Here is a 25,223-nt window from a genome sequence, read left to right on the forward strand (position 1 = left end):
CAGCCGCTTCGGGCACTACATAGTTAGGCGGCGACCGTGATGCAACGCCGTCAGCGCCGCGCAATATCCGAAAAGTAAAACTTATCCAACGTATGCCGCGACTCGGTGTACTCGAACTGCCGCCCGTCCTGCAAAAACGTCTGGTTGCTCACCACGATCACATGGCTTTGGCCATCGAGGTCCAGGTGTGCCTGGTCGTCCTTGCTGCGCGGCAGTGCCTCGATGGTGCGTTGCGCATAGCTGATCTGCAGCTGCAGCGTTTGCTCGATAAACGCGTAGATCGACTGCTTGGCGATGTCGCGGTCAAGGCCTGGGATCAGCTCGGCGACGAAGTGGTTGATGTCGAGGATCACCCGTTTGCCGCCGATGCGCCGTACCCGTTTGATGCGGGTGATCAGGGTGCCGGGTTCGGCTTCGATGTGTTGCAGCAGCGAGCCTTCAAGCGGGAATTGGCTGAAATCGACGACTTCAGTGCGTACGTCATCGCCCAGGTCGGCATGGGTTTCGTGGAAGCTAACGATGCCGCCCAACTGGAACTCGATGGGGTTGGGCGACAACACAAAGGTGCCCTTGCCGTGGATTTTTTGCGCAAACCCACGTTCCTGCAACTGCTCGATCGCACGACGCACGGTGCCACGGCTGGCTTGGTAGGCGTCCATCAGTTCGGTTTCGGAGGGAAGGCGCGTGCCGCGTTGCAGGCGTTCGGTGGTGATACTGGCAAGCAGATCCGTATAGATCTGGTTGTATTTGCTCATGGGATGGCTCTATGCCCGGCTTGATGGAGGTGAACTGCGCATTCAAGGCAGGAACCTTAGTGGCACAGGTGGGGTTTGTCCATTGGACTGGCGTGGAAGAAAGGGAAATATCTGACTCAAAATTCAGAAATATAAACAATTTGTGACTCGTACAGACGAGTTGTTGATTTAACTCGTCTGTACGAGTACTTTTGGCCTCGGCGTGCTGCCAATGACTGCCCCCAAATAAAAAAATCAAAGTGGAAACCAAGCATGAGCCACGACTATTCGAATATTGCCCGCCAGATCCTCGAGAACCTCGGGGGTAGCGACAATCTTGAGCAAGCTGCCCACTGCGTGACGCGCCTGCGCCTGGCGCTCAAGGACCCGAGCCTGGTCAACAGCGGCGCGTTGAACCAGGTTGATCTGGTCAAGGGCTCGTTCTTTACCGGCGGCCTGTTCCAGGTGGTGATTGGCCCCGGCGATGTGGAAAAGGTCTACGCCGCCCTGCGCGAACAGACCGGCCTTGCCGCCGCCACCATCGCCGACGTGAAGAAGAAGGGCGCCGACAAGACCAACGCCATGCAGCGTCTGGTGCGCGTATTTTCCGATGTGTTCATGCCGATCCTGCCCGCGCTGATCATCGCTGGCCTGCTGATGGGCATTAACAACCTGATGGGCGCCAAGGGCATGTTCATCGAGGGCAAGACGCTGCTGGAGGCGTATCCGAACCTGGATGGCCTATGGAGCCTGATCAACCTGATGGCCAACACCTCGTTCGTGTTCTTGCCGGCGCTGGTGGGCTGGTCGGCGGCCAAGCGGTTTGGCGGCAGTGAAATCCTTGGCATCGTGCTCGGCCTGATGCTGGTTCACCCGGACCTGCTAAATGCCTGGAACTACGGCAAGGCGGTGGCCGGCCTCGACGGTCAGAGCCTGCCGTACTTCGATATTTTTGGCTGGTTCAAGATTGAAAAAGTCGGCTACCAGGGGCAGATCCTGCCAATCCTGATGGCGGCCTACGTGATGAGCGTGATTGAAAAGTGGCTGCGGGCACGGGTGCCGAATGCGATTCAACTGCTTGTTGTGCCCATCACCACCATCGTCGTCACCGGCGTGCTGGCCCTGGCAATCATCGGCCCGGTGACGCGTCACCTCGGCATCCTGATTACCGAAGGCGTGGTCACCCTGTTTGACCTGGCACCCATGGTCGGCGGGGCGATTTTTGGCCTGCTGTATGCGCCGCTGGTGATCACCGGCATGCACCACATGTTCCTTGCCGTGGACCTGCAGCTTATCTCCACCCAGGGGGGCACCTTTATCTGGCCGATGATCGTTATGTCCAACCTGGCCCAGGGCAGCGCCGCGCTCGCCGTGTTCTACACGACGCGTAATGCGCGGGACAAAAGCATGGCCTCGACCTCGGCGATATCCGCCTACTTCGGCATCACTGAACCGGCGATGTTTGGGGTGAACCTGCGCTTCAAGTTTCCGTTCTATGCCGCCCTGCTGGGGTCGGCACTGGGCAGCATTTTCCTGTCGATGAACAAGGTGATCGCCTCGGCTATCGGCGTGGGTGGCTTGCCTGGGTTTATCTCGATCATTCCGCAGTTCATCCCAAGTTTTGTGATCGGGATGATCATCGCGATTGTGGTGCCGTTTGTTCTGACCTGTGCGTTAAGCATGAAAATTGTGCGGCCGGGGTATCGCGTCGCCTGACCGACCGCTTTCGCGAGCAAGCCCGCTCCCACATTTGATCGCATTCCAAGCTGAAGGAGTCTCCATGCAAAACTGGCAACACTCGGTGATCTACCAGATCTACCCTAAAAGCTTCCATAGCCATGCGGGTAACGCCACCGGTGACCTGCTGGGCATCGTGGACAAGCTCGATTACCTCAAATGGCTGGGCGTGGATTGCCTGTGGATCACCCCGTTCCTGCGCTCGCCGCAACGCGACAACGGCTATGACATCAGCGACTACTACGCTATCGACCCCAGCTACGGCACCATGGCCGACTGCGACCTGCTGATCAGCGAAGCGGCCAAGCGCGGCATCACGCTGATGCTCGACATTGTGGTCAACCACACCTCTATTGAGCACACGTGGTTCCAGCAAGCGCGCAGTAGCCTCGACAACCCGTACCGCGAATTCTACATCTGGCGCGACCAGCCGAACAACTGGGAGTCCAAGTTCGGCGGTTCGGCCTGGGAATACGAGGCGCAAACCGGCCAGTACTTCCTGCACCTGTTCGATCACACCCAGGCTGACCTCAATTGGGACAACCCCAAGGTGCGCGCCGAAGTGTTCAAGTTGATGCGCTTCTGGCGTGACAAAGGCGTGGGTGGTTTCCGCCTGGACGTGATCAACCTGATCTCCAAACCCGCCGATTTCCCCGAAGACAACACTGACGGCCGGCGCTTCTACACCGACGGTCCGAATGTGCACGAATACCTGCAGGAAATGCACCGCGAAGTCTTCGAAGGGCATGACCTGATCAACGTCGGCGAGATGTCGTCCACCAGCCTGGAACACTGCATTCGTTATTCGAATCCTGAGTCGAAAGAGCTGTCGATGACCTTCAACTTTCATCACTTGAAAGTCGATTACCCGAACCTGCAGAAGTGGGTGAAAGCCGACTTCGACTTCCTGCAACTCAAGCAGATTTTCTCCGACTGGCAACTGGGCATGCAGGCCGGTGGCGGCTGGAACGCGCTGTTTTGGTGTAACCACGACCAGCCGCGGGTGGTCTCGCGTTTTGGCGACGACGGCGAGTACCGCGTGGTCTCGGCCAAGATGCTCGCCACCGCGCTGCACTTCCTTCAGGGCACGCCGTACGTGTACCAGGGCGAAGAGCTGGGCATGACCAATCCCGGTTTCGACAAGATTGATCAGTACCGTGATGTGGAGACGTTGAACATCTTTCGCCTCAAGCGTGATGCGGGTGAGTCTGAAGCGTCGAGCATGGCGGCGATCATGCAGAAGTCCCGCGATAACGGCCGCACACCGATGCAATGGAACACCCAGGTCAATGCCGGTTTCAGCACGGGCGAGCCGTGGATTGGTATCCCGGCCAACGCGGCGCAGATCAACGTCGAGCGCCAGCTGGATGACCCGGATTCGGTGCTGCATCACTACCGCGCGCTGATTGCGTTGCGTCGCCACGAGCCGCTGATCCAGAAGGGCGTTTATCGCCAACTGCTGCAAGACCATCTCCAGGTTTGGGCATATCTGCGCGAAGGCGATGGCGAGCGCTTGCTGGTCCTCAACAACTTCTACGGCAAGCCCTGCGAAATCCAACTGCCGCAAGGCGTCATCGACGCGGCGAGCGAGCAACGCCTGTTGATCAGCAACTACCCCGACTTCCCGGTGCTTACGCGCCCGCTGGTGTTGCGACCTTACGAATCGTTTGTGCTGCACCTCAAGGATTGAGGCCCGCTGTAACCCCTCGTATGAGCGTGCGAGGGGCTTTAAAAAAACATAATAAAAATACCGGAGTGCTACATGAAAACAACAATAAAGCTGGGCCTCATTGCGTCATGTCTTACCGTACCTTTTGCCGCCCAGGCCCTCGAATTTGCTGGTTACTTGCGCAGCGGCGCGGGCACCTCAACCGGGAGTGGCAAGCAGCAATGCTTCCAACTGCCGGGGGCGCAATCCAAATACCGTTTGGGCAACGAATGCGAGCAATACGCCGAGCTTGAATTGCGCCAGGACCTGCTGACCCTCGACGACGGCTCGGTGCTCAGCGTCGATGCCATGGCCTCGCTGTACAACAAGTACGACCGTGCCCTGAAATTCCAGGGCGAAGACAACGGCTCGGCACGCATGCCGCAGATGTATGCGCAGTGGTCCAACTTGCCTAGCCTTAATGGAGGCTCGGTGTGGGCTGGCCGGCGTTACTACAAACGTAATGACATCCATATCTCCGACTTCTACTACTGGAACCAGAGCGCCACAGGTGGCGGTGTCGAGGACGTAAAAATTGGCGACCTCAAATACAGCTACGCCCTGTCTCGCAAAGACAACCTGTACCAGAAGGAGTACGCCACCCGCCACGACTTCAACGTCGCGGGCTTCAAGACCAACCCTGGCGGTGAGCTTGAGGTGGGTTTGAGTTACATCGAAAAAGCTGGCGGGCGTGATGCCAACAGCGGTTGGGCGATCACGACGCAGCATGTGCAAAAAGCTTTTCTTGGCGGCAAGAACAAATTTGCCTTGCAGTACGGCGAAGGCCCCGGCACCGGCTTGGGCTACACCGGTAATACGGCCCTGGATAACAGCAGCAAAAGCTACCGCGCCGTGGAGTTTTTTGACTGGCAAATCACCCCGCGTTTCGGCGGGCAGGTCGAGGCGGTGTACCAGAAAGACATTCGCCCAGGCAGCCAGGACCAGACCTGGATGTCCATCGGTGTGCGCCCGGCGTATGCCATCAGCGAACAGTTCAAACTGGTCACCGAACTTGGGCATGACCAGGTCGACGCCGCCGGTGGCACGCGCAAACTGAGCAAATTTACCTTCGCCCCAACCTGGTCGCCTAAAGGTCCGGATTTCTGGGCGCGACCGGAAGTGCGTTTGTACTACACCTATGCAAGCTGGAACGAAGCCGCCAAGCGTGCGGCAAATGAGCTGGCGGCGGGCTCGGCGTTGTCCGACACCGGCGCGTACGGCACGGCGCGGCATGGTTCGAACGTGGGTGTGCAGGTCGAATACTGGTGGAAATGAACGCGGACTCAATGTGGGAGCTGGCTTGCCTGCGATGCGAGCGACTCGGTTTTTCAGTGATACCGAGGCGATGTTATCGCAGGCAAGTCAGCTCCCACATTGGACCGTTGTTGGCCTTATGATTTTTACAGAACAAAACAGCAGGTGAAGTCATGACCACAACTCAACCCCTGGAATTGCTGGCGCCGCTGTCCGGTGTGCTGCTGGCACTGGATCAGGTGCCCGACCCGGTGTTCGCCGCTCGCATGATCGGCGACGGCCTGTGCATCGATCCCACCTCGCAGACCCTTTGCGCACCATTGGCTGGGGTGATCAGCAGCCTCCAGGACAGTGGTCATGCGGTCAGCGTTACCGACGACAACGGCGTCCAGGTGCTGATGCACATCGGCCTGGACACCGTAAACCTGGCAGGCCAGGGCTTCACGCCGCGGGTGCAGGAAGGCCAGCGGGTGGAGGTGGGGCAGCCACTGATTGAATTCGATGCCGACTACTTGGCGCTCCACGCACGCAGTTTGCTGACCTTGATGCTGGTGGTCAGCGGCGAGCCGTTTACGTTGCTGACGCCGAACGGTGCTCTCGTGGATGTGGGCCAGCCGCTGCTGCGTGTGTCACCTGGAGAAGCGGCTGAAACAGTGGGTGAGGAGGAGGGTGATGCACTGTTCTCCAAACCCCTGACCTTGCCCAACGCCAACGGCTTGCACGCGCGTCCTGCGGCGGTGTTTGCCCAGGCAGCGAAGGGCTTCAACGCGAGCATTTACCTGCACAAGCAAACCCAGAGCGCCAACGCAAAATCCTTGGTGGCGATCATGGCGCTGCAAACCGTTCAGGGCGATACCTTGCAAGTGAGCGCAGCGGGTGACGATGCCGATGCCGCGATCAGGGCGCTGGTTGCATTGCTGGCTGAAGGCTGTGGTGAGACGGTTGCGGCACCCACTGCGGTGGTTGAGCCTTGCGCGCCGCTGTCGTCGGCAACCTTGCTGCGCGGCGTATGTGCCTCGCCAGGTTCGGCGTTCGGCCAGGTGGTGCAAGTGGCTGAGCCACAACTGAACATTACTGAAGCCGGAAGTGGCGAAGCGCTTGAGCGCGCCGCACTCGAGCGTGGCTTGCTGGCGGCAGCCGAAGCGCTGCAAGCCCTGCAAACCAAAGCCGCTGGCAGTGCCCAGGCCGAGATCTTCCGCGCCCATCAAGAACTGCTCGAAGACCCCACTTTGCTGGAACAAGCGCATGCCCAGTTAGCCAGTGGCAAAAGTGCTGCCTTTGCCTGGAACCGCGCCACGGTAGCCACTGCCACCTTGTTTCAGGGGCTGGGCAACGCGCTGCTCGCCGAACGGGCGGCGGACTTGGCCGATGTTGGCCAACGTGTGCTCAAACTGATCCTCGGTATCCAGGACCGTGCATGGGACTTGCCGGAGCAAGCCATCCTGATCGCTGAGCAACTGACCCCATCGCAAACCGCCAGCCTGGATACGCGCAAGGTGTTGGGGTTTGTCACCGTCGGCGGTGGGGCGACCAGCCATGTCGCGATTCTCGCACGTGCACTCGGCCTGCCAGCTATTTGCGGCGTGCCGGTGCACGTGCTGGCGCTGGCCAATGGCAAAAAGGTATTGCTCGACGCCGATAAAGGCGAACTGCACCTGGACCCGGACCTGGCCGAAATCGAGCAGCTGCAGGCTGCCCGCGACCAGCAAGTGCTGCGCCGTCAGCGTGAAGTGGCGCAGGCTGCTTTACCGGCGATGACCCGCGATGGTCATCACGTCGAGGTCACCGCCAACGTCGCTTCGTTGCAGGAAGTAGAGCAATCCCTGACGTTGGGCGGTGAAGGTGTCGGCCTGTTGCGTTCGGAGTTTCTTTACCTGGACCGTAACCGTGCCCCCAGCCCTGAGGAGCAAGCCGGCACCTACAGTGCCATCGCCCGCGCCCTGGGCACTGAGCGCAACTTGGTGGTACGCACCTTGGACGTGGGTGGCGACAAGCCGCTGGCCTATGTGCCGATGGACAGCGAGACCAACCCGTTCCTCGGCTTGCGCGGTATTCGCCTGTGCCTTGAGCGCCCTGAACTGTTGCGTGAACAGTTCCGCGCGATCCTCGCCAGCGCCGGTTTCGCGCGGCTGCATATCATGTTGCCGATGGTCAGCCTGCTGTCGGAACTGCACCTGGCACGCACGATTCTTGAGGAGGAAGCGCTGGCGCTGGGGCTCACAGAACTGCCGAAGCTGGGGATCATGATCGAGGTGCCGTCTGCAGCATTGATGGCCGATGTCTTTGCACCCCATGTGGATTTTTTCTCGATCGGCACCAATGACCTGACCCAATACACCCTGGCGATGGACCGCGACCACCCACGCCTGGCCAGTCAGGCAGACAGTTTTCACCCGTCGGTACTGCGCCTGATTGCTAGCACCGTCAAGGCGGCGCATGCCCACGGCAAGTGGGTGGGCGTATGTGGCGCGTTGGCGTCCGAAGCGCTGGCGGTGCCGGTGTTGATCGGGCTCGGCGTGGACGAGTTGTCAGTCAGCGTACCGCTGATCCCGACCATCAAGGCCACTGTGCGCGAGCTGGACCTGACCGACTGCCAGAGCATCGCTCGCCAAGTGCTGGGCCTGGAAGAAGCCGCCCAAGTGCGCGAGGCCCTGCGCCTGTACCACGCGGCCACCGTTGAAACCTCATCTGTCGTGGAGCACTGAGCATGTTCGAGAAATTGCAGCGGGCGTTCTGGAAAGCCCTGACCCCGGACTTGATTGCCGAGATGGCCGAGACGACTGTGACGGCGACCCCGAGTCTGTTGTCGGCCGATGTACTGAATGCATTGGGCGGCGCGAATAATCTCACGTCACAACAACGTGTAGCGCTGACGCGGGTGCGTGTGCAATTGCAGGATGCGGCGCGCTTGGATGAACCTGCACTCAAGGCGGCGGGTGTGCCGGGTGTGATGGTATTGACCGGTGGGGTCGTTCATTTGATCACCGGTCTCTAAGCCAAGAGCAGATCTAAATGTGGGAGCGGGCTTGCTCGCGAAGAGGGAGTGTCAGTCACCAGGTGTATCGACTGACCCACCGCTTTCGCGAGCAAGCCCGCTCCCACATTAGTTTTGTGATGTTTGGGAGAGCGCTACAGCTTCGGGTTATCTTCCGGCGGCTTGGTCTTATCCACACCCGGCACATGCAAGTTGCCTTCGACCACTTGGTTGCCTTCCAACTGCGGCTGCGTCACCCAGGTGAGTATGTCGTAGTAACGCCGGATGTTCGCCACAAAGTGCACCGGCTCACCGCCGCGCGCGTAGCCGTAACGGGTCTTGCTGTACCACTGCTTCTGTGCGAGGCGTGGCAACATCTTCTTCACGTCCAGCCACTTGTTGGGGTTCAGACCGTCCTTCTTCGCCAACGTGCGCGCGTCTTCCAGATGGCCAGTGCCGACGTTGTAGGCGGCGAGGGCGAACCAAGTGCGGTCAGGCTCGGCGATGCTGTCGTCCAGCTCATCCTTGATCTTGGCCAGGTACTTGGCGCCGCCCATAATACTTTGCTTGGCGTCCAGGCGGTTGGACACGCCCATCGCCTGGGCGGTGTTCTGGGTCAGCATCATCAGGCCACGCACGCCGGTCTTGGAGGTGACGGTCGGTTGCCACAGCGATTCTTGATAGCCAATGGCTGCGAGTAATCGCCAATCGACTTTTTCTGCCTTGGCGTAGGCCCGAAAGTGCTTTTCGTATTTGGGCAGGCGTTGCTGCAAGTGCTGGGCAAAGGTGTAGGCGCCGACGTAACCGAGTACATCGACGTGCCCGTAATAGCGATCTTTCAGACGCTGCAGGGTGCCGTTCTTTTCCACCTTGTCCAGGTAGCTATTGATCTCGTTGAGCAGGCTGTTGTCGTCACCTGCGGCCACGGCCCAGCTTTGGTGGCTGGCATTGCCGAGGTCGAAGGCCACGCGCACATTGGGGAAGTACACCTGGTTCATCGCGACTTCGTTGGAGTCCACCAGGGTCAGGTCGATTTGCCCCTCGTCCACCATGCGCAGCAGGTCGACCACTTCTACAGCGTCGGACTCTTCGTATTCAATCGCAGGGTTCTGCTTTTTAAGCTCGGCCAATTGCTCGGCGTGGGTGCTGCCCTTGAGCACCATGATCTTCTTGCCCACCAGGTCCGCCGGGGTGGTCGGGCGAGACTGGCCGTTGCGGTAGATGATCTGCGGCGTCACTTCCAGATACGGATGGGAGAAACGCACCTGCTGCTCGCGCTGCTCGCTGGCGACCAGGCCAGCGGCGGCCAGGACCGGGCCCTTGGGTTTGCCCAATTGGCCGAACAGGTCATCGAGGTTATCAGCGGTCTCGATCTCCAGCTTCACCCCCAGGTCATCGGCAAAGCGCTTGACCAGTTCATATTCGAAACCGGTTTCACCGTTGCGGTCCTGGAAATACGTCGCCGGGCTGTTCCGTGTAATTACCCGCAATACGCCGTCCTCCTTGATTCGCTCGAGCGTGCTGGGTTTATCAACACAGGCGCTGAGCATCAGGAAGAGTCCGGTGGCGATAAGCCATTTGGCGCATCGCGGGCGCAAAGCAGTAGGGGAGAACATCTGCGCAGTATACGCAAAGGACCCACGGCGCCATATCTCGACAGCAGGTGACTTGTCTGCTAGCACCCGCAAAACTGGGCTGCAGCCCGCAGAAACGCGGGTTGGCGCGGGTTTGTGACGGTTAAAATAACTGCGCGCCAACCCCAGGATTTCGCCCCGATACCGTGCAAACCCTGCCAACTGACGTTCGGCAGCGGCCACCCGTGCCGTTTCGGGTGCCGTTGGCGACGGTTTACGCTAGAATGCACGGCCTCAAAGCACACCCCTTCCCGAGGCTGTCCCGAAGATGTTGATCCTGCGCGGCGCTCCTGCCCTTTCTGCCTTTCGCCACAGCAAACTCCTTGAGCAACTGAGCCAAAAGGTTCCAGCGGTTACAGGCTTGTATGCTGAATTTGCTCACTTCGCCGACGTTACCGGCGTGTTGACCGCCGACGAACAGCAAGTGCTGGCGCGCCTTCTGAAGTACGGCCCAAGCGTTCCCGTTCAAGAGCCTAGCGGCCGCTTGTTCCTGGTTCTGCCACGGTTCGGCACCATCTCGCCCTGGTCGAGCAAGGCCAGTGATATCGCCCGCAACTGTGGCCTGGAAAAAATCCAGCGCCTGGAGCGCGGTATCGCTTTCTATGTGGCTGGCCAGTTCAGCGACGCCGAGGCCGAGCTGATCGCCAGCAGCCTGCACGACCGCATGACCCAGATCATCGTCAGCCAGCTGGAACAGGCTGCCGGTCTGTTCAGCCACGCCGAGCCCAAACCGCTGACCGCGATTGACGTGCTGGGTGGTGGCCGCGCCGCCCTCGAGAAGGCCAACACCGAACTGGGCCTGGCCCTGGCCGAAGACGAGATCGACTACCTGGTCAACGCCTTCACCGGCCTTGCGCGCAACCCGCACGACATCGAACTGATGATGTTCGCCCAGGCCAACTCCGAGCACTGCCGTCACAAGATCTTCAACGCCAGTTGGGACATCGACGGTCAGAGCCAGGAAAAAAGCCTGTTCGGCATGATCAAGAACACCTACGTGATGCACAGCGAAGGCGTTCTGTCGGCTTATAAGGACAACGCTTCGGTGATCGTCGGCTCCGTCGCCGGGCGTTTCTTCCCGGACCCTGAGACCCGCCAGTACGGCGCGGTGCAGGAACCGGTGCACATCCTGATGAAGGTTGAAACCCACAACCACCCGACCGCGATTGCCCCGTTCCCAGGCGCAGCCACCGGTTCGGGCGGTGAGATCCGCGACGAAGGCGCCACCGGCCGTGGCGCCAAGCCAAAGGCAGGCCTGACCGGCTTCACCGTGTCCAACCTGCAGATCCCAGGCTTTGAACAGCCGTGGGAAGTGCCATACGGTAAGCCTGAGCGCATCGTCACCGCGCTGGACATCATGATCGAAGGCCCGCTGGGCGGCGCCGCGTTCAACAATGAATTCGGGCGTCCGGCACTGACCGGTTACTTCCGTACGTTTGAGCAGTCCATCTCCACCCCGCATGGCGATGAAGTGCGCGGCTACCATAAGCCGATCATGTTGGCCGGCGGCATGGGCAACATCCGTGAAGAACACGTCAAGAAAGGCGAGATTCTGGTCGGCTCCAAGCTGATCGTACTCGGCGGCCCGGCCATGCTGATCGGCCTGGGCGGCGGCGCGGCTTCCTCCATGGCCACCGGCACCAGCTCGGCTGACCTGGACTTCGCTTCCGTACAGCGCGAAAACCCTGAAATGGAACGCCGCTGCCAGGAAGTCATCGACCGTTGCTGGCAGTTGGGTGACAAGAACCCGATCAGCTTCATCCACGACGTCGGTGCCGGCGGTTTGTCCAACGCCTTCCCGGAACTGGTCAACGATGGCGACCGTGGTGGCCGTTTTGAACTGCGCAACATTCCAAACGACGAGCCGGGCATGGCCCCGCACGAAATCTGGAGCAACGAATCCCAGGAACGCTACGTGCTGGCCGTCGGCCCTGAAGACTTCGCGCGCTTCCAGGCCATCTGCGAACGCGAGCGTTGCCCGTTCGCCGTGGTCGGCGAAGCCACTGCCGAGCCGCAACTGACGGTCACCGACAGCCACTTCGGCAACAGCCCGGTGGACATGCCACTCGAAGTGCTGCTGGGCAAAGCCCCGCGCATGCACCGTTCGGCGGTACGTGAAGCCGAGCTGGGCGATGACTTCGACCCAAGCACGCTGGAACTGGCCGACAGCATCGAACGCGTGCTGCACCACCCGGCCGTGGCGAGCAAAAGCTTCCTGATCACCATCGGCGACCGCACCATCACCGGCCTGGTTGCCCGTGACCAAATGGTCGGCCCATGGCAGGTGCCGGTGGCCGACGTGGCCGTCACCGCCACCAGCTTCGACGTTTACACCGGTGAAGCCATGGCCATGGGCGAGCGCACGCCGCTGGCCTTGCTGGACGCTCCGGCGTCGGGCCGCATGGCCATTGGTGAAACCCTCACCAACATCGCCGCGTCCCGCATCGGCAAGCTGTCCGACATCAAACTGTCGGCCAACTGGATGTCCGCGGCCGGCCACCCCGGTGAAGACGCGCGCCTGTACGACACCGTCAAGGCCGTCGGCATGGAGCTATGCCCCGAGCTGGGTATCACCATTCCGGTGGGCAAGGACTCGATGTCCATGGCCACCCGTTGGAACGAAGACGGCACCGACAAGAGCGTGACCTCGCCGCTGTCGCTGATCGTTACCGGTTTTGCACCGGTGACCGACATCCGCCAGACCTTGACCCCGCAGCTGCGCATGGACAAGGGCACCACCGACCTGATCCTGATCGACCTGGGCCGTGGCCAGAACCGCATGGGCGCCTCGATCCTTGCGCAAACCCACGGCAAGCTCGGCAAGCATGCGCCGGACGTGGATGACGCTGAAGACCTCAAAGCCTTCTTCGCTGTGATCCAGGGCCTGAACGCCGACGGCCACCTGCTGGCGTACCACGACCGTTCCGATGGCGGCCTGCTGACCAGCGTTGTCGAGATGGCCTTTGCCGGCCACTGCGGCTTGAACATCGTGCTCGACAGCGTTGCCGAGGATGCCGCCGAGATCAACGGCATCCTGTTCAACGAAGAGTTGGGCGCGGTAATCCAGGTTCGCCAGGACGCCACCCCGGACGTGCTCGCCCAATTCAGCGCTGCTGGCCTGGACGACTGCGTGGCGGTGATTGGCCAGCCGATCAACAACGGCGAAATCAATATCTCCTTCAATGGCGATACCGTGTTTGCCGGCCAGCGCCGTCTGCTGCAACGCCAGTGGGCCGAGACCAGCTACCAGATCCAACGCCTGCGTGATAACGCCGACTGCGCCGAGCAGGAATTCGACGTGATCCTGGAAGAAGACAACCCGGGCTTGAGCACCAAGCTCAGCTTCGACGTCAACCAGGACATCGCCGCGCCGTACATCAAGAAAGGCATTCGCCCACAAGTTGCCGTACTGCGTGAGCAGGGCGTCAACGGCCAGGTGGAAATGGCGGCCGCATTCGACCGTGCCGGCTTCAATGCGATCGACGTACACATGAGCGACATCCTCGCCGGTCGCGTCGACCTCAACGAGTTCAAAGGCCTGGTGGCTTGCGGCGGTTTCTCCTACGGCGACGTATTGGGTGCCGGTGAAGGCTGGGCCAAGTCGGCGCTGTTCAACAGCCGTGCGCGCGATGCGTTCCAGGGCTTCTTCGAGCGCAATGACAGCTTCACCCTGGGTGTGTGCAACGGTTGCCAGATGATGTCCAACCTCCACGAACTGATCCCGGGCAGCGAGTTCTGGCCGCACTTTGTGCGTAACCGTTCCGAGCAGTTCGAAGCCCGTGTCGCCATGGTGCAGGTGCAAGAGTCCAACTCGATCTTCCTGCAAGGCATGGCCGGTTCGCGCATGCCAATCGCCATCGCCCACGGTGAAGGCCATGCCGAGTTCGAAAGCGAAGAAGCCCTGCTCGAAGCCGACCTATCCGGCTGCGTGGCCATGCGTTTCGTCGACAACCACGGCAAGGTCACCGAAAGCTACCCGGCCAACCCGAACGGCTCGCCGCGCGGGATCACCGGCCTTACCAGCCGCGACGGTCGCGTGACCATCATGATGCCGCACCCGGAGCGTGTATTCCGCGCCGTGCAGAACTCGTGGCGCCCGGAAGAGTGGAACGAAGACGGCGCCTGGATGCGCATGTTCCGCAACGCTCGCGTGTGGGTGAACTAAGGCGGTGTACAAGCTCAGCTTCTTTGTGCCCGCAAGCCATGTGGAGACGGTGAAAACCGCCGTCTTCGCAGCTGGCGGCGGGCGCATCGGCAACTACGACAGCTGCGCCTGGCAAGTGCTGGGCCAGGGCCAATTCCGCGCGTTGGACGGCAGCCAGCCGTTTCTCGGGCTGGTCGGCCAGGTTGAAGTGGTTGAAGAGTGGAAGGTTGAGTTAGTGGTGGCGGATGAGTTGATTGTGGCGGTTGTGGCCGCGTTGAAACTCAGCCATCCCTACGAGACACCGGCGTATGAGGTGTGGCAGCTGGCGGATTTTTGATTCGTCGGCTGTTAAAACAAGAAACCCGCTGGGCCAGTTTGGTCAGCGGGTTTTTTGTTGCCTGTACGGGCCAATCGCAGGCAAGCCAGCTCACACATTCGACCGCGCGATCATGTCGTACATCGACCCACTGTGGGAACTGGCTTGCCTGCGAAGGCGTCGGGACAGGCACCTCAGACCTTTCCCACAGGTCTTTCAGGTTGTCCCTCGGAACTGGCCTCAATAGCCTTGCTCGGTCGCTGAAAAGTCAGCGATCGGGATTTGAACTCAAGACCCGTTCAGCAACCTTGCCTCGGCTTGAGATTCAATGATGGATTTTCCAGATGTCGTTGTTCCCCGACTAAATACGAGTACCCCGTTGGGCCAGGCGTTGATTTCAATGTTCAAGTCCATTGAGGTGGAGTTGATGATTGAGGGCGCCAAACCAGGCGCGGTCAAGGTCATAGTGTTCGGCGGTTGTGCTGTTCATCTGTATACGCATCACCGCGTCTCCACTGATGTCGATGCAGAAATCTATTGTGCGAATACTCGAGACAAACTGCGTTTACGGACATTGCTGGCGGAGTTTCCAGAAGAGTTTTTCGATGAGCAGTCTGGCCGTGTCATGGAGCTGAACTACGATCTGCAATACAACACTGGTTTTGGCCCGCTTCACGAAGACTACTGGGAGCGAAGTCTTCCCCTCGAAGAGTTTCCTGATGAGTCTGCACTGCATCTTCACATAGCAGCGCCTATCGATATTGCGATCTCAAAACTGGGCAGAGCGACTGATCAGGATGTAAGCGACATCATGGCGCTGCTCAGGGCAGGCTTCATTGCGACCACTGAGTTCCGTCGGCTGGCATTGCAGGCGATTGATATGTATGTTGGCAACAAGGAACCACCTAGATCCATCCTGACCAATATTCTGCACGATTATCTGGAGACTGAAGTTGACGAAGCCTTTTAACGCTCCCGTCCTCTCATCCGCCTTGGATACGCTGGTCAAAAGCCCTTTGAATCAGGCTGACGACGCCGCGCTTGTCAGTGCAGCGAAAGCAGTCTGGTACTCGGACGCGAACCTTGTGGGCGAGGTGAGGGCTTTTCTGAAGGCGCATTCCAGTGAAGTGGAGCTTCGTCGCGCAGGCTACTTGCTTGAGCGCTTTACGCGCTTTTCATGTGCGACGGATTCCAGGGTAATGGAAGCGTTGAAGGCGCTTGAATTGTTTTCGGCTTCTGCTGCCAAGCAAAACGTGCAGCCACAAGGCGCCGTTGCGCTGCGCAGCCGTCGTGATGAACTGGCGGTGTCTTGGGGGCTGAGTGAGGGGTTGGGTTTAAAGGCTCAAGCGCTGATGCCTTTCCAGACTCGCCATTACGAAGCCGAACAGCGCGCGGCGTCTGCTTAGGCATAGATCACAAACAAACAACCCGGCTTGGACCGGGTTTTTTATTGTCTGCGATATCTTCAAGTCTCGGAGGTTTCCCCACAGGTCTTTCAGGTTGTCCCTCGGAACTGGCGTCACTAATCTTCTCGGGTCGCTGCCAATGTGGTGACCGGGACTGCAAGCCTGAAATTTCACCAGGAGCCTATTCTGTATGGAGTTTTACGATGATCAGCGACAACTTACGACCTGATTTAACCATGCCTCAAGCTGCGTCCCACCTAGCAGGCGATCAACCCACCGACCAAATCTTCACCATACTCTCCAATCTGAACAGCGAAACCCTGCTCGCCAACGCCTCCCAAGACCTGGCATCAGTACAAGCACTGGCGGGCAATCTGGCGTTTGACATCGACGGCCCACAGCGTGATGCGGTGCTGGGGATTCATCGGATGCTGGAAGGTATTCAGTTGATGGTGGATCGGGTGCGGGATCTATTTGAGGTGCCTGAACAGAAGTAATCGGGCGTCTATGAGGCCCATTCGCGAGCAAGCCCGCTCCCACATTTGACCGCATTGCCACGTCGGGCAGGGATCAAAATGTGGGAGCGGGCTTGCTCGCGAAGAGGCCAGAGCCGCCGCTACTCTTGTAAACCCTGGCGCCGACCCCGTGGCCACCGACCAACCGCTTGATCGTTCCCACGCAGAGCGTGGGAACGATCAAGCGGTTGGTCAGGCGTTGATAGGGCGGGTAACCAACCGCTCCAAAGCCTCACCCAAACCTAAGGCCTTGTCACCAATCAACAGGTGCCAAACACCACTGTCCAGCTGGCTCACACCCTGGCAGCCCAGCGCCGTCAGATCAGCTTCAGACAACACCGAATCATCGCCCAGTTCCACCCGCAATCGGGTCACCGCCACGGCGTCCAACTGCCGTACATTTTCACGGCCACCCAAGGCCTTCAGCCATTTCTCGGCCTCCTGCACATTCACCGCAACCGGCTTATCCACAGGCGCAACCGCCACCGGCGCGCTGGCAACAAATGACGGCATGGCCAGGCGAATCTCATCGGCAATGCTGTCGGCCATCGGCCCGACCACCACCTGTAAGCTGCCGCCGTTACCCGGCCGAACCACGGCCATCGCGCCGAGTGCTTTGAGCTCTGCATCTACCGCCTTGTTGCGATCCACCATGTCCAAGCGCAGACGCGTGGTGCAGGCGCCGACACTCAGCAAGTTCGCCGCACCGCCCAGCGCACGGATATACGCACTGGCCCGTTGGTTATCACTCATCGCCTCGGCCTGCACCACCTGGATGTCTTCCCGGCCCGGCGTTTTCAGGTTGAAGCGGCGAATGCAGTAGTTGAACACGCTGTAATAGATCACCGCGTACGCCAACCCGACCGGGAACACCAGCCAGCCGTTGGTGGACTTACCCCAGCCGAGCACCATGTCGATAAACCCACCGGAGAAGGTAAAACCGAGGTGGATATTCAGCATGTTGGTCACGGCCATCGACAGGCCCGTGAGTACTGCGTGAATCAGGTACAAAAACGGCGCCAGGAACATGAACGCGAATTCAATCGGCTCCGTCACGCCGGTCAAAAACGAGGTCAGCGCCATCGACAGGAAAATCCCGCCCATGACTTTGCGGCGCTCGGGCAGCGCGTTGCGGTACATCGCCAGGCACGCGGCGGGCAGGCCGAACAGCATCACCGGGAACATGCCAGTCATGAATTGGCCGCCTTTTGGGTCGCCGGCGAAGTAGCGGGTCAGGTCGCCCGTGACGACGGCGCCGGTGGTCGGGTCGGTAAAGGTGCCGAACACGAACCACGCCATGTTGTTGAGGATATGGTGCAGGCCGGTGACGATCAGCAGGCGGTTGAACACGCCGAACACAAAGGCACCGAAGCTGCCGCTTTCCATCAGCAGCACGCCGAAGCTGTTGATGCCGTGCTGGATCGGCGGCCAGATCAGGCCGAAGATCACGCCCAGGGCCACCGCCGAAAAACCGGTAACGATCGGTACAAACCGTCGCCCGCCAAAGAAGGCGAGGTACTCCGGCAGCTTGATGTCCTTGAAGCGGTTGTACAGCCCGCCCGCCATCAAGCCGCTGGCGATACCGGCGAGCATGCCCATGTTGATGCTGGTGTCCATCACCTTGAGCGTGGAGACCATCACCAGGTAACCAATCGCCCCGGCCAACCCCGCCGTGCCGTTATTGTCGCGGGCAAACCCCACGGCGATACCGATGGCGAAGATCAACGCGAGGTTGGCGAATATCGCTTGCCCGGCGTCGTGCATCACCGCGATGTTGAGCAAGTCGGTGTCGCCCAGGCGCAGCAAAAGCCCGGCGATCGGCAAGATCGCAATCGGCAGCATCAGCGCGCGGCCCAGGCGTTGCAAGCCTTCGATAAAATGTTGGTACATGGCATGTCTCCCTTTTTCTTGTTGTTGTCAGCTCAGCGGCCAGTGGTGTTGACAGGCTTGGCGAACCGCCTTCGCGCTGCTCAGGTCGAGCAGGCCCAGGCTGAGTTGCCGGCATTGAGCCGCGTCCAGGTGGCGGACGCGGTCCTTGATTTCTCCAATTTGCGGCGGGCTCACCGACAGCTCGCTGACGCCCAGGCCGATCAGCACTGGCGTGGCCAGTGGGTCGGACGCGAGGGCACCGCAGACACCCACCCAACGCCCATGTTTGGCCGCGCCGGCGCAGGTCTGGGCGATCAACCGCAACAGCGCCGGGTGCAAGGCATCGACCCGTGCGGCAAGGCCTGCGTGGTCGCGGTCCATGGCCAGGGTGTACTGGGACAGGTCATTGGTGCCGATGGACAGGAAGTCTGCATACTGCGCAAGCTGCTCAGCCATCAGCGCGGCAGCGGGGACTTCGATCATCACGCCCAGCTCCGGGCGCTGGGTCAGCCCCAGCTCGGCACACAACTCATCCAGGCGCTGGCGGATGTGCAGCAGTTCATCCACTTCACTGACCATCGGCAGCAGGATGCGGCAACGTTGCAGCGGACTGACTTGCAGCAGCGCACGCAATTGCTGGTCGAGCAGTTCTGGCCGCACCTGGGCCATGCGAATACCGCGCAAGCCCAGTACCGGGTTAGCCTCCACGGGCAGCGGCAGGTAGTCGAGCTGTTTGTCGCCACCAACGTCTATGGTACGGATGATCACCGACTTGTCGCCCATGGCATCCAGCACGGCTTGATAGGCTTGGCGTTGCTCCTGTTCATCCGGCGCGGTGCGGCGGTCGACGAAGAGGAACTCGGTGCGCAGCAGGCCGACACCATCGGCGCCGTTTTCAAAGGCCACCTGGGCTTCGGCACTGGAGGCGACATTGGCGGCGACTTCGATGCTGATGCCATCGGTGGTGCGCGCCGGTTCCTGCGCTTGGGCTTGTTGTTGCTGGCGGCGCAGTTTCTGCTCGTCGCGAATCTGGTGCACTTCGGCGTGGCGTGCGTCGCTGGGCGCCAGTTCCAGGCGCCCATTGACTGCGTCAAGCACCACGCGCTGGCCTTGCGGCACGTCGAGCACTTCTGCGCCAAGGGCGACCACACACGGCAGGCCTTTACCACGGGCTAAAATAGCCACATGAGACGTCGCTCCGCCCTCAGCCATGCAGATGCCGGCGGCGTGTTGCGCACTCAGTTGCAGCAGGTCGGACGGCGTCAGCTCATGGGCGCTGACAATCGCCCCGGCAGGCAATTCGAAATGCCAGGTTTCCCCCAGCAGTGCGCGCAGCACCCGTTGTTGCAAGTCCCGCAGGTCATTGGAACGCTCGGCAAACAGTGGTTTGCCCAACGCCAGCAACACTGCGCATTGCGCCTGGATCGCGTCGCGCCAGGCGTGGGTGGCGGCGCTGCCGTGTTCGATAGCAACGGTGGCCGCTTCCAGCAGGGCCGGGTCTTCCAGCAGAGCGAGATGGGCGGCGAAGATCTCTTCCTCTTCGACATTTTTGCGTTGGTGAGCGTCGTCCAGGGTGTTGCGGATTTCGCCACGCACGTGTTCAAGGGCCGTATCTAGCCGCTGCAGTTGTTCCTCGGCCGAGTGGTTGCCGGTGTCCGCCGGCAATTCAATACCGGTAAGGCGCAACAGCGGCCCACAGACCAGGCCCGGTGCAGCACACACGCCTTGCAGTACGCCGACTTCGGTATGGACGCGGGGTGGAGCAACGGCTACCGGCGCGTGCTTTTCTTCACTGACGGCCACGGACAGCGCGGCAACCAACGCCTGCAACGCCGCTTCGCAATCTTTGCCTCGACAGGTGACACGCACCTCGTCGCCTTCGCCGATCCCCAGCCCCATCAAGCCAATCAGGCTGTCACACGGCGCCGACTTACCGGCGAAATGCAGCTGTGCCTGGCTGCTGAACCCTTGGGCGGTTTTGCGGACCAGCGCGGCGGGGCGCGCATGCAAACCGCCACGGTGAGTAATGCGCACGCTGGCGCGGACTTCGGTGACCGAGTTATCCACAGCCGCTGGCGACGTTGCTGCCGAGCGCGCAACAATGTGCAGCAACGGCTCACCCACCTTGACGGTTTTTCCCGCTACCGGCCGCAGCTCAAAGCGCTCGCCATTGGTCAGAATGATCAGGCTGATCAGGCTTTTGCACTGGCGCGCAATCCGGTCCAGATCAAACTGCACCAGGGCCTGACCCTTGCTCACCCGCGCGCCTTCCTTAACCAGCAGCGCAAACCCTTCGCCATTCAGCTCCACGGTGTCGATGCCCACATGCATCAGCACCTCCGCACCGTTTTCGGCACGAATCGTCAGCGCATGCCCGGTGCGGGCGACATGGATAATCACCCCGTCACAGGGCGCGTGCAGGCAGTCATTCAGCGGGTCGATGGCGATGCCGTCGCCCATGGCGCCGCTGGCGAACACTTCGTCGGGAACGTTGCCCAGGCTCAGCACCGGGCCACTGAGGGGGGCGCTTAGGGTCAATTCATTATTGTTGTAAGACATGGGCACGGTACTCATCAGGAAAACGCGACTCAGTGAGTGCGGGTAACTTTGCTCAGGTGGCGCGGCTGGTCCGGGTCCATGCCCCGGGCTTGCGCCAGGCCAGCGGCCATTACGTAAAAGCTTTGGATCGCCAGGATCGGGTCCAGGCTTGGGTGTTCGGCGCGGCTCAGGGTCAGGTCGCGTTCGGCGATATCGTCCGGCGCAGCCAGCAGTACACGGGCACCGCGTTGGCGCATGTCGGCGGCCAGGCTCAGCAGGCCGGGCTGTTCGGCACCGCGAGGGGCGAATACCAGCAGCGGGTAGTTTTGGTCGATCAGGGCCATCGGCCCGTGGCGCACTTCGGCGCTGCTGAAGGCTTCGGCCTGGATCGCCGAGGTTTCCTTGAGCTTGAGCGCGGCTTCCTGGGCGATGGCAAAACCGGCGCCACGGCCGATCACCATCAATTGCTGGCAACCGCGCAGGGCCTCGATGGCGCGGCTCCAATCCTGTTTGGCGGCGGCACGCAACTCATCGGGCAGGGCGCGGCAGGCTTGCAGCAAGTCGGCTTCTTGGTTCCAGTGGCCGATCAACTGCGCGCTGGCGCTGAGGGTGGCGATAAAACTTTTGGTCGCCGCCACACTGTGTTCCGGCCCGGCGCACAGCGGCAGGTGGAATTCGCAGGCGGCTTGCAGTGGCGAGTCTTCGGCGTTGACCAGCGAAATGCTCAGGGCACCGCGTTTGCGCAACAGGCGCAGGCTGTTGACCAGGTCCGGGCTTTGCCCCGACTGCGAGAAACCAAACGCCACCTGCCCACTGACCTTCAGCGGTGCCTGCAACAAGGTCACCACCGACATTGGCAACGACGCCACCGGGATACCCACGTGCTGCATGGCCAGGTAGGCGAAGTAGCTGGCGGCATGGTCCGAGCTGCCACGGGCGATGGTCATCGCCACTTGCGGTGGCTGACGACGCAGGCGCCCGGCGACCTCTTCCAGCAGCGGGTCCAGGCGTTGCAGTTGCGCCGCGACGGCATCACAAGAGGCCAAGGCCTCTTCAAGCATTTTTGAAGTCAATGGTTTCTCCTTCGACCATTACGTCGGTGAGGTGCAGGGAGCGGTCCATGCGTACGCAGTCGGCAAAGCTGCCGGGTTGCAGGCGCCCGCGTTCTTCCAGGCCCAGGTAGTCCGCAGGAAATTGCGACAGGCGTTGTGAGGCTTCGCTGATCGGCAGGCCGATTTTCACCAGGTTGCGCAGTGCCTGATCCATGGTCAGGGTGCTGCCGGCGAGGGTGCCGTCAGCCAGGCGTACGCCACCCAGGCATTTGGTCACGGTGTGGCTGCCCAGCTTGTATTCGCCGTCGGGCATGCCGGCGGCGGCGGTGGAATCGGTGACGCAGTACAGACACGGGATCGAGCGCAGGGCCACGCGGATGGCGCCGGGGTGTACGTGGAGCAAATCCGGGATCAACTCAGCGTATTTGGCGTGCGCCAGGGCGGCGCCGACGATGCCCGGCTCGCGGTGATGCAGCGGGCTCATGGCGTTGTACAAATGCGTGAAGCTGGTGGCCCCGGCGGCGAGGGCGGCGACGCCTTCTTCATAGCTGCCCAACGTGTGGCCGATTTGCATGCGCACGCCGCGTTGGCTGAATGTGCGAATCAGTGCGTCGTGGCCGGCGATTTCCGGGGCGATGGTGATCACCCGGATCGGCGCCAGACGCAGGTAGGCTTCCACTTCGGCCATCAACGCGGTGTGGGCGAAGTTGGGTTGGGCGCCGAGTTTACCGGGGTTGATGTAGGGGCCTTCCAGGTGCACGCCGAGTACACGGGCGCTGCCGGTCGGGCGCTGTTCGCAGAAGGTGCCGAGTTCGCCGAGCACACGGGAGATTTCATCCACCGGTGCCGTCATCGTGGTAGCCAGCAGTGACGTCGTGCCAAACCGCACGTGGGTGCGGGTGATGGTCTCGAAGGCAGCCACGCCTTCCATGATGTCTTTGCCTCCACCGCCGTGTACGTGCAGGTCGATGAAACCTGGCAGCAAGTAGGGCAGGTCGTTGTCAGCCGGGTCGCACGGCGTGCCGTCGATGCCGACCACCTTGCCGTGTTCGTGCACCAGGCGGCCGCGCATCCAGCCGCTGGGCGTGAGGATATTGTCTTCGGACATGGGCAGTTCTCTAAGTTCGCAGTTCAGCGGAATAGTCGTGGCGGCGCAGTTCTGCGACGAAGTCGTAGTAGTCGTTGCGGCAGTAGGTGTCGGTGATTTCAATCGGCGTGTTGTCGGCGGTGTAGCCGACCCGCGTCATCAGCAGCATGGCGGTGCCGGGGGCAATGCCCACCAGCTTGGCGAACTCATCCGAGGCGTTAATCGCCTGGATATGCTGCAGGGCACGCACGATAGGCTTGCCGATGCTTTCCAGGTATTCGTACAGCGAATTGCCGATGGCTTGCGGGTGCGGCAGCACCGAGGCGGGCATGGCGGTCATTTCAATTGCCATCACCGTGTCATCGGCCTTACGCAGACGTTTGAGGCGCGCGACTTTGTCGGTAGGCGACAGGCACAAGCGGATCAGCTCTTCATGGGTTGGCGGGCTGATGTCGCGTTCCAGCCATTGAGACGTGGGCACGAAACCCTTGAGACGCAGCATCTCGCTGAAGCCCGACAGGCGTGACAGCGGTTGTTCCAAGCGCGGCGTGATAAAGGTGCCGGAGCCTTGGCTACGGCGAATCAGCCCTTGGGCAAACAACACTTCCAGCGCTTTACGCGCGGTCACCCGCGAGATGCTCAGTTGCTCGCTGAGGGCGCGTTCCGAGGGCAAAGCCTGCTCGGATTTCCACTGGCCGGCATGGATCGCCGCTTCAAGGTTGCGGGCCAGTTGCAGGTAGAGCGGCGTGGATTGCTTGTCGTCGGGGCGCAGCGTCTGGATGGGATTCATCTGTGAAGTTTCCGATGCGGTTATTGGAGTGTTGTCGCCCGGTAATGGCCGGAAATTAATACCACTTAAATACCATGTCAATGCTGCCAAAACGGTGCGGAGCCCGGCTTCAGGGCGCTTTATTGGTGCCTGGTATCAAGTGGTATTAGAGAGGTCTGTATCGCGCGCAGAACTACGCAGCCCGGCGCGGTGAACTGGTATTCACCGGCAGGCGCTGCCAGGGGCAGGAATTATTTTTTGATTATTTTACCAACGGTAGGTGTTTACGGCCGAATCTCGATCAGGGTGCCGTCTTTGACCAGGTTCCAGACTTCGCGCATATCCACATTGCGCATGCCGATGCAGCCGTCGGTCCAGTCCAGGGTGTGGAACCACTGCTCCGGGTATTCCTCGGTGTCGGGGGTGCCGTGGATCATGATCATGCTGCCCGGTTTCACGCCTTCACGGCGCGCGCGCGCGGAGTCGCTGATATTCGGGTAGGAGATATGCATGGCCAGGTTGAAGCGGTCGCTGGTTTTGCGCCAGTCGATCCAATACAAGCCTTCCGGCGTGCGGCGGTCGCCTTCGACCAGCTTGGTGCCCTTGGGGTTTTTGCCGAGCGAGATGCGATAAGTCTTCAGCGGCTTGCCGTCGTTGATCAACTGCAACTGGTGGGCCGACTTGAGCACCAGGATTTTCTCGACAGGTTTGCCGCCCAGGGTTTCCACCGTGGAGGCCGAAGACAGGGTAGCGAACGACAGGCAGATAAAAGCGAGCAACCAACGCATTAAAACGGTTTTCCTTGTAAGACGGTGCTGCCTGGAAGTGTTATGTGGCCGGCCGCGTCATCGGCGGCACCGACTCGCTGCGTACTGGGAACAGCTGTTGTTTACGGTCGGCGAAGAAGCATTCTAAGGTACGCCCGACCGTGCGGAAAGCCAGCTCTGACCAAGGGATGTCGGCTTCATCGAACAGTTTTACTTCAAGGCTTTCAGGGCCTGCGGCGAAGTCCAGGTCGACCAATTCGGCGCGGTAGAAAATGTGCACTTGGCTGATGTGCGGCACGTCGATCAGGGTGTAGAGGCTCAGGTTGCGCACGCGGGCGCAGGCTTCTTCTTGGGTTTCGCGCAGGGCGGCCTGTTCTACGGTCTCGCCGTTTTCCATAAAGCCTGCAGGTAAGGTCCAGTAACCCAGGCGCGGCTCGATGGCGCGCCGGCACAGCAGCACTTTATCGCCCCACACCGGCACGGTGCCGGCGACGATATTGGGGTTCTGGTAGTGAATGGTCGAGCAGTGATCACACACAAAGCGCAGGCGTGCGTCGCCTTCGGGAATGCGCTGGGTAACCGGTTTACCGCACTGGCTGCAGAAGTTCATGCTGGGGTTCCTGGAGAGTGGGCCTATCTTGGCTTGGCGGGCAGGGCCCTGCAAGTTGTCGTTTCGCGATATACGCCGGGTTTTGGGGTTGGGTGCCTGCCAGCTTTGG

General features: G+C 60.8%; 19 protein-coding genes. 10 read left to right on the top strand and 9 right to left on the bottom strand.

The window, feature by feature from the left end; translation table 11 throughout:
* Window positions 1-50 precede the first annotated feature (50 nt).
* The gene (gene treR / locus FW764_RS18160; protein WP_446435048.1) at window positions 51-755 is read right to left on the bottom strand and encodes a trehalose operon repressor; all 705 of its coding nucleotides are present in this window, start codon (window positions 753-755) and stop codon (window positions 51-53) included.
* A gap of 252 nt (window positions 756-1,007) precedes the next feature.
* On the opposite strand from treR, the gene treP reads away from it, so the two are divergent.
* From treP to FW764_RS18185, 5 genes are all read left to right on the top strand, one after another.
* On the top strand, window positions 1,008-2,450 hold the full coding sequence (gene treP, locus FW764_RS18165; RefSeq protein WP_446435049.1) for a PTS system trehalose-specific EIIBC component: 1,443 nt from the start codon (window positions 1,008-1,010) through the stop codon (window positions 2,448-2,450).
* A gap of 64 nt (window positions 2,451-2,514) precedes the next feature.
* Window positions 2,515-4,161, top strand: a complete 1,647-nt coding sequence (treC, locus tag FW764_RS18170) for an alpha,alpha-phosphotrehalase (protein ID WP_446435050.1) — start codon at window positions 2,515-2,517, stop codon at window positions 4,159-4,161.
* Window positions 4,162-4,233: 72 nt separating this feature from the next.
* Window positions 4,234-5,454, top strand: a complete 1,221-nt coding sequence (locus FW764_RS18175) for a carbohydrate porin (protein WP_446435051.1) — start codon at window positions 4,234-4,236, stop codon at window positions 5,452-5,454.
* Window positions 5,455-5,606: 152 nt separating this feature from the next.
* Entirely contained in the window at window positions 5,607-8,138 is a 2,532-nt protein-coding gene (gene ptsP / locus FW764_RS18180; protein ID WP_446435052.1) for a phosphoenolpyruvate--protein phosphotransferase, read from the top strand.
* A 2-nt stretch (window positions 8,139-8,140) separates the two neighbouring features.
* Window positions 8,141-8,428: a PTS transporter subunit EIIB gene (locus FW764_RS18185; RefSeq protein ID WP_446435053.1), complete on the top strand. Its 288-nt coding sequence runs from the start codon at window positions 8,141-8,143 to the stop codon at window positions 8,426-8,428.
* Window positions 8,429-8,562: 134 nt separating this feature from the next.
* Here FW764_RS18185 and mltF read toward each other — a convergent pair whose 3' ends face one another.
* The gene (mltF, locus tag FW764_RS18190; RefSeq protein ID WP_446435054.1) at window positions 8,563-10,023 is read right to left on the bottom strand and encodes a membrane-bound lytic murein transglycosylase MltF; all 1,461 of its coding nucleotides are present in this window, start codon (window positions 10,021-10,023) and stop codon (window positions 8,563-8,565) included.
* 286 nt (window positions 10,024-10,309) lie between these two features.
* Between mltF and purL the strand changes: the two genes are divergently transcribed.
* The 5 genes from purL (at window position 10,310) to FW764_RS18215 (ending at window position 16,404) form a co-directional block, all read left to right on the top strand.
* The gene (gene purL / locus FW764_RS18195; protein ID WP_446435055.1) at window positions 10,310-14,206 is read left to right on the top strand and encodes a phosphoribosylformylglycinamidine synthase; all 3,897 of its coding nucleotides are present in this window, start codon (window positions 10,310-10,312) and stop codon (window positions 14,204-14,206) included.
* Between the two features lie 4 nt (window positions 14,207-14,210).
* Complete coding sequence (locus tag FW764_RS18200; protein WP_446435056.1) at window positions 14,211-14,522, top strand: NGG1p interacting factor NIF3; 312 nt, start codon at window positions 14,211-14,213, stop codon at window positions 14,520-14,522.
* 379 nt (window positions 14,523-14,901) lie between these two features.
* Window positions 14,902-15,471, top strand: a complete 570-nt coding sequence (locus FW764_RS18205) for a DUF6036 family nucleotidyltransferase (RefSeq protein WP_446435057.1) — start codon at window positions 14,902-14,904, stop codon at window positions 15,469-15,471.
* A complete protein-coding gene (locus FW764_RS18210) occupies window positions 15,455-15,907 on the top strand; it encodes a hypothetical protein (protein WP_177017076.1) in 453 nt (150 codons plus the stop codon). The genes FW764_RS18205 and FW764_RS18210 overlap by 17 nt, the downstream gene beginning before the upstream one ends.
* Window positions 15,908-16,143: 236 nt before the next feature.
* Entirely contained in the window at window positions 16,144-16,404 is a 261-nt protein-coding gene (locus FW764_RS18215) for a DUF6124 family protein (RefSeq protein ID WP_446435191.1), read from the top strand.
* A gap of 210 nt (window positions 16,405-16,614) precedes the next feature.
* Here FW764_RS18215 and nagE read toward each other — a convergent pair whose 3' ends face one another.
* From nagE to FW764_RS18250, 7 genes are all read right to left on the bottom strand, one after another.
* Entirely contained in the window at window positions 16,615-18,312 is a 1,698-nt protein-coding gene (gene nagE / locus FW764_RS18220; RefSeq protein WP_446435058.1) for an N-acetylglucosamine-specific PTS transporter subunit IIBC, read from the bottom strand.
* Window positions 18,313-18,339: 27 nt separating this feature from the next.
* Window positions 18,340-20,850, bottom strand: coding sequence for a phosphoenolpyruvate--protein phosphotransferase (gene ptsP, locus FW764_RS18225; RefSeq protein WP_446435059.1), 2,511 nt, complete (start codon window positions 20,848-20,850; stop codon window positions 18,340-18,342).
* 29 nt (window positions 20,851-20,879) lie between these two features.
* Entirely contained in the window at window positions 20,880-21,902 is a 1,023-nt protein-coding gene (locus FW764_RS18230) for an SIS domain-containing protein (protein ID WP_446435060.1), read from the bottom strand.
* The gene (gene nagA / locus FW764_RS18235) at window positions 21,883-22,989 is read right to left on the bottom strand and encodes an N-acetylglucosamine-6-phosphate deacetylase (RefSeq protein WP_446435061.1); all 1,107 of its coding nucleotides are present in this window, start codon (window positions 22,987-22,989) and stop codon (window positions 21,883-21,885) included. Before nagA ends, FW764_RS18230 begins: the two co-directional genes overlap by 20 nt.
* A 10-nt stretch (window positions 22,990-22,999) precedes the next feature.
* Entirely contained in the window at window positions 23,000-23,758 is a 759-nt protein-coding gene (locus FW764_RS18240) for a GntR family transcriptional regulator (RefSeq protein ID WP_446435062.1), read from the bottom strand.
* A gap of 263 nt (window positions 23,759-24,021) precedes the next feature.
* A complete protein-coding gene (locus tag FW764_RS18245) occupies window positions 24,022-24,525 on the bottom strand; it encodes a L,D-transpeptidase family protein (protein ID WP_446435063.1) in 504 nt (167 codons plus the stop codon).
* Between the two features lie 40 nt (window positions 24,526-24,565).
* Window positions 24,566-25,114: an NUDIX hydrolase gene (locus FW764_RS18250; protein ID WP_446435064.1), complete on the bottom strand. Its 549-nt coding sequence runs from the start codon at window positions 25,112-25,114 to the stop codon at window positions 24,566-24,568.
* Between the last annotated feature and the right edge of the window lie 109 nt (window positions 25,115-25,223).

It is taken from the genome of Pseudomonas sp. 1152_12 (assembly GCF_052850675.1).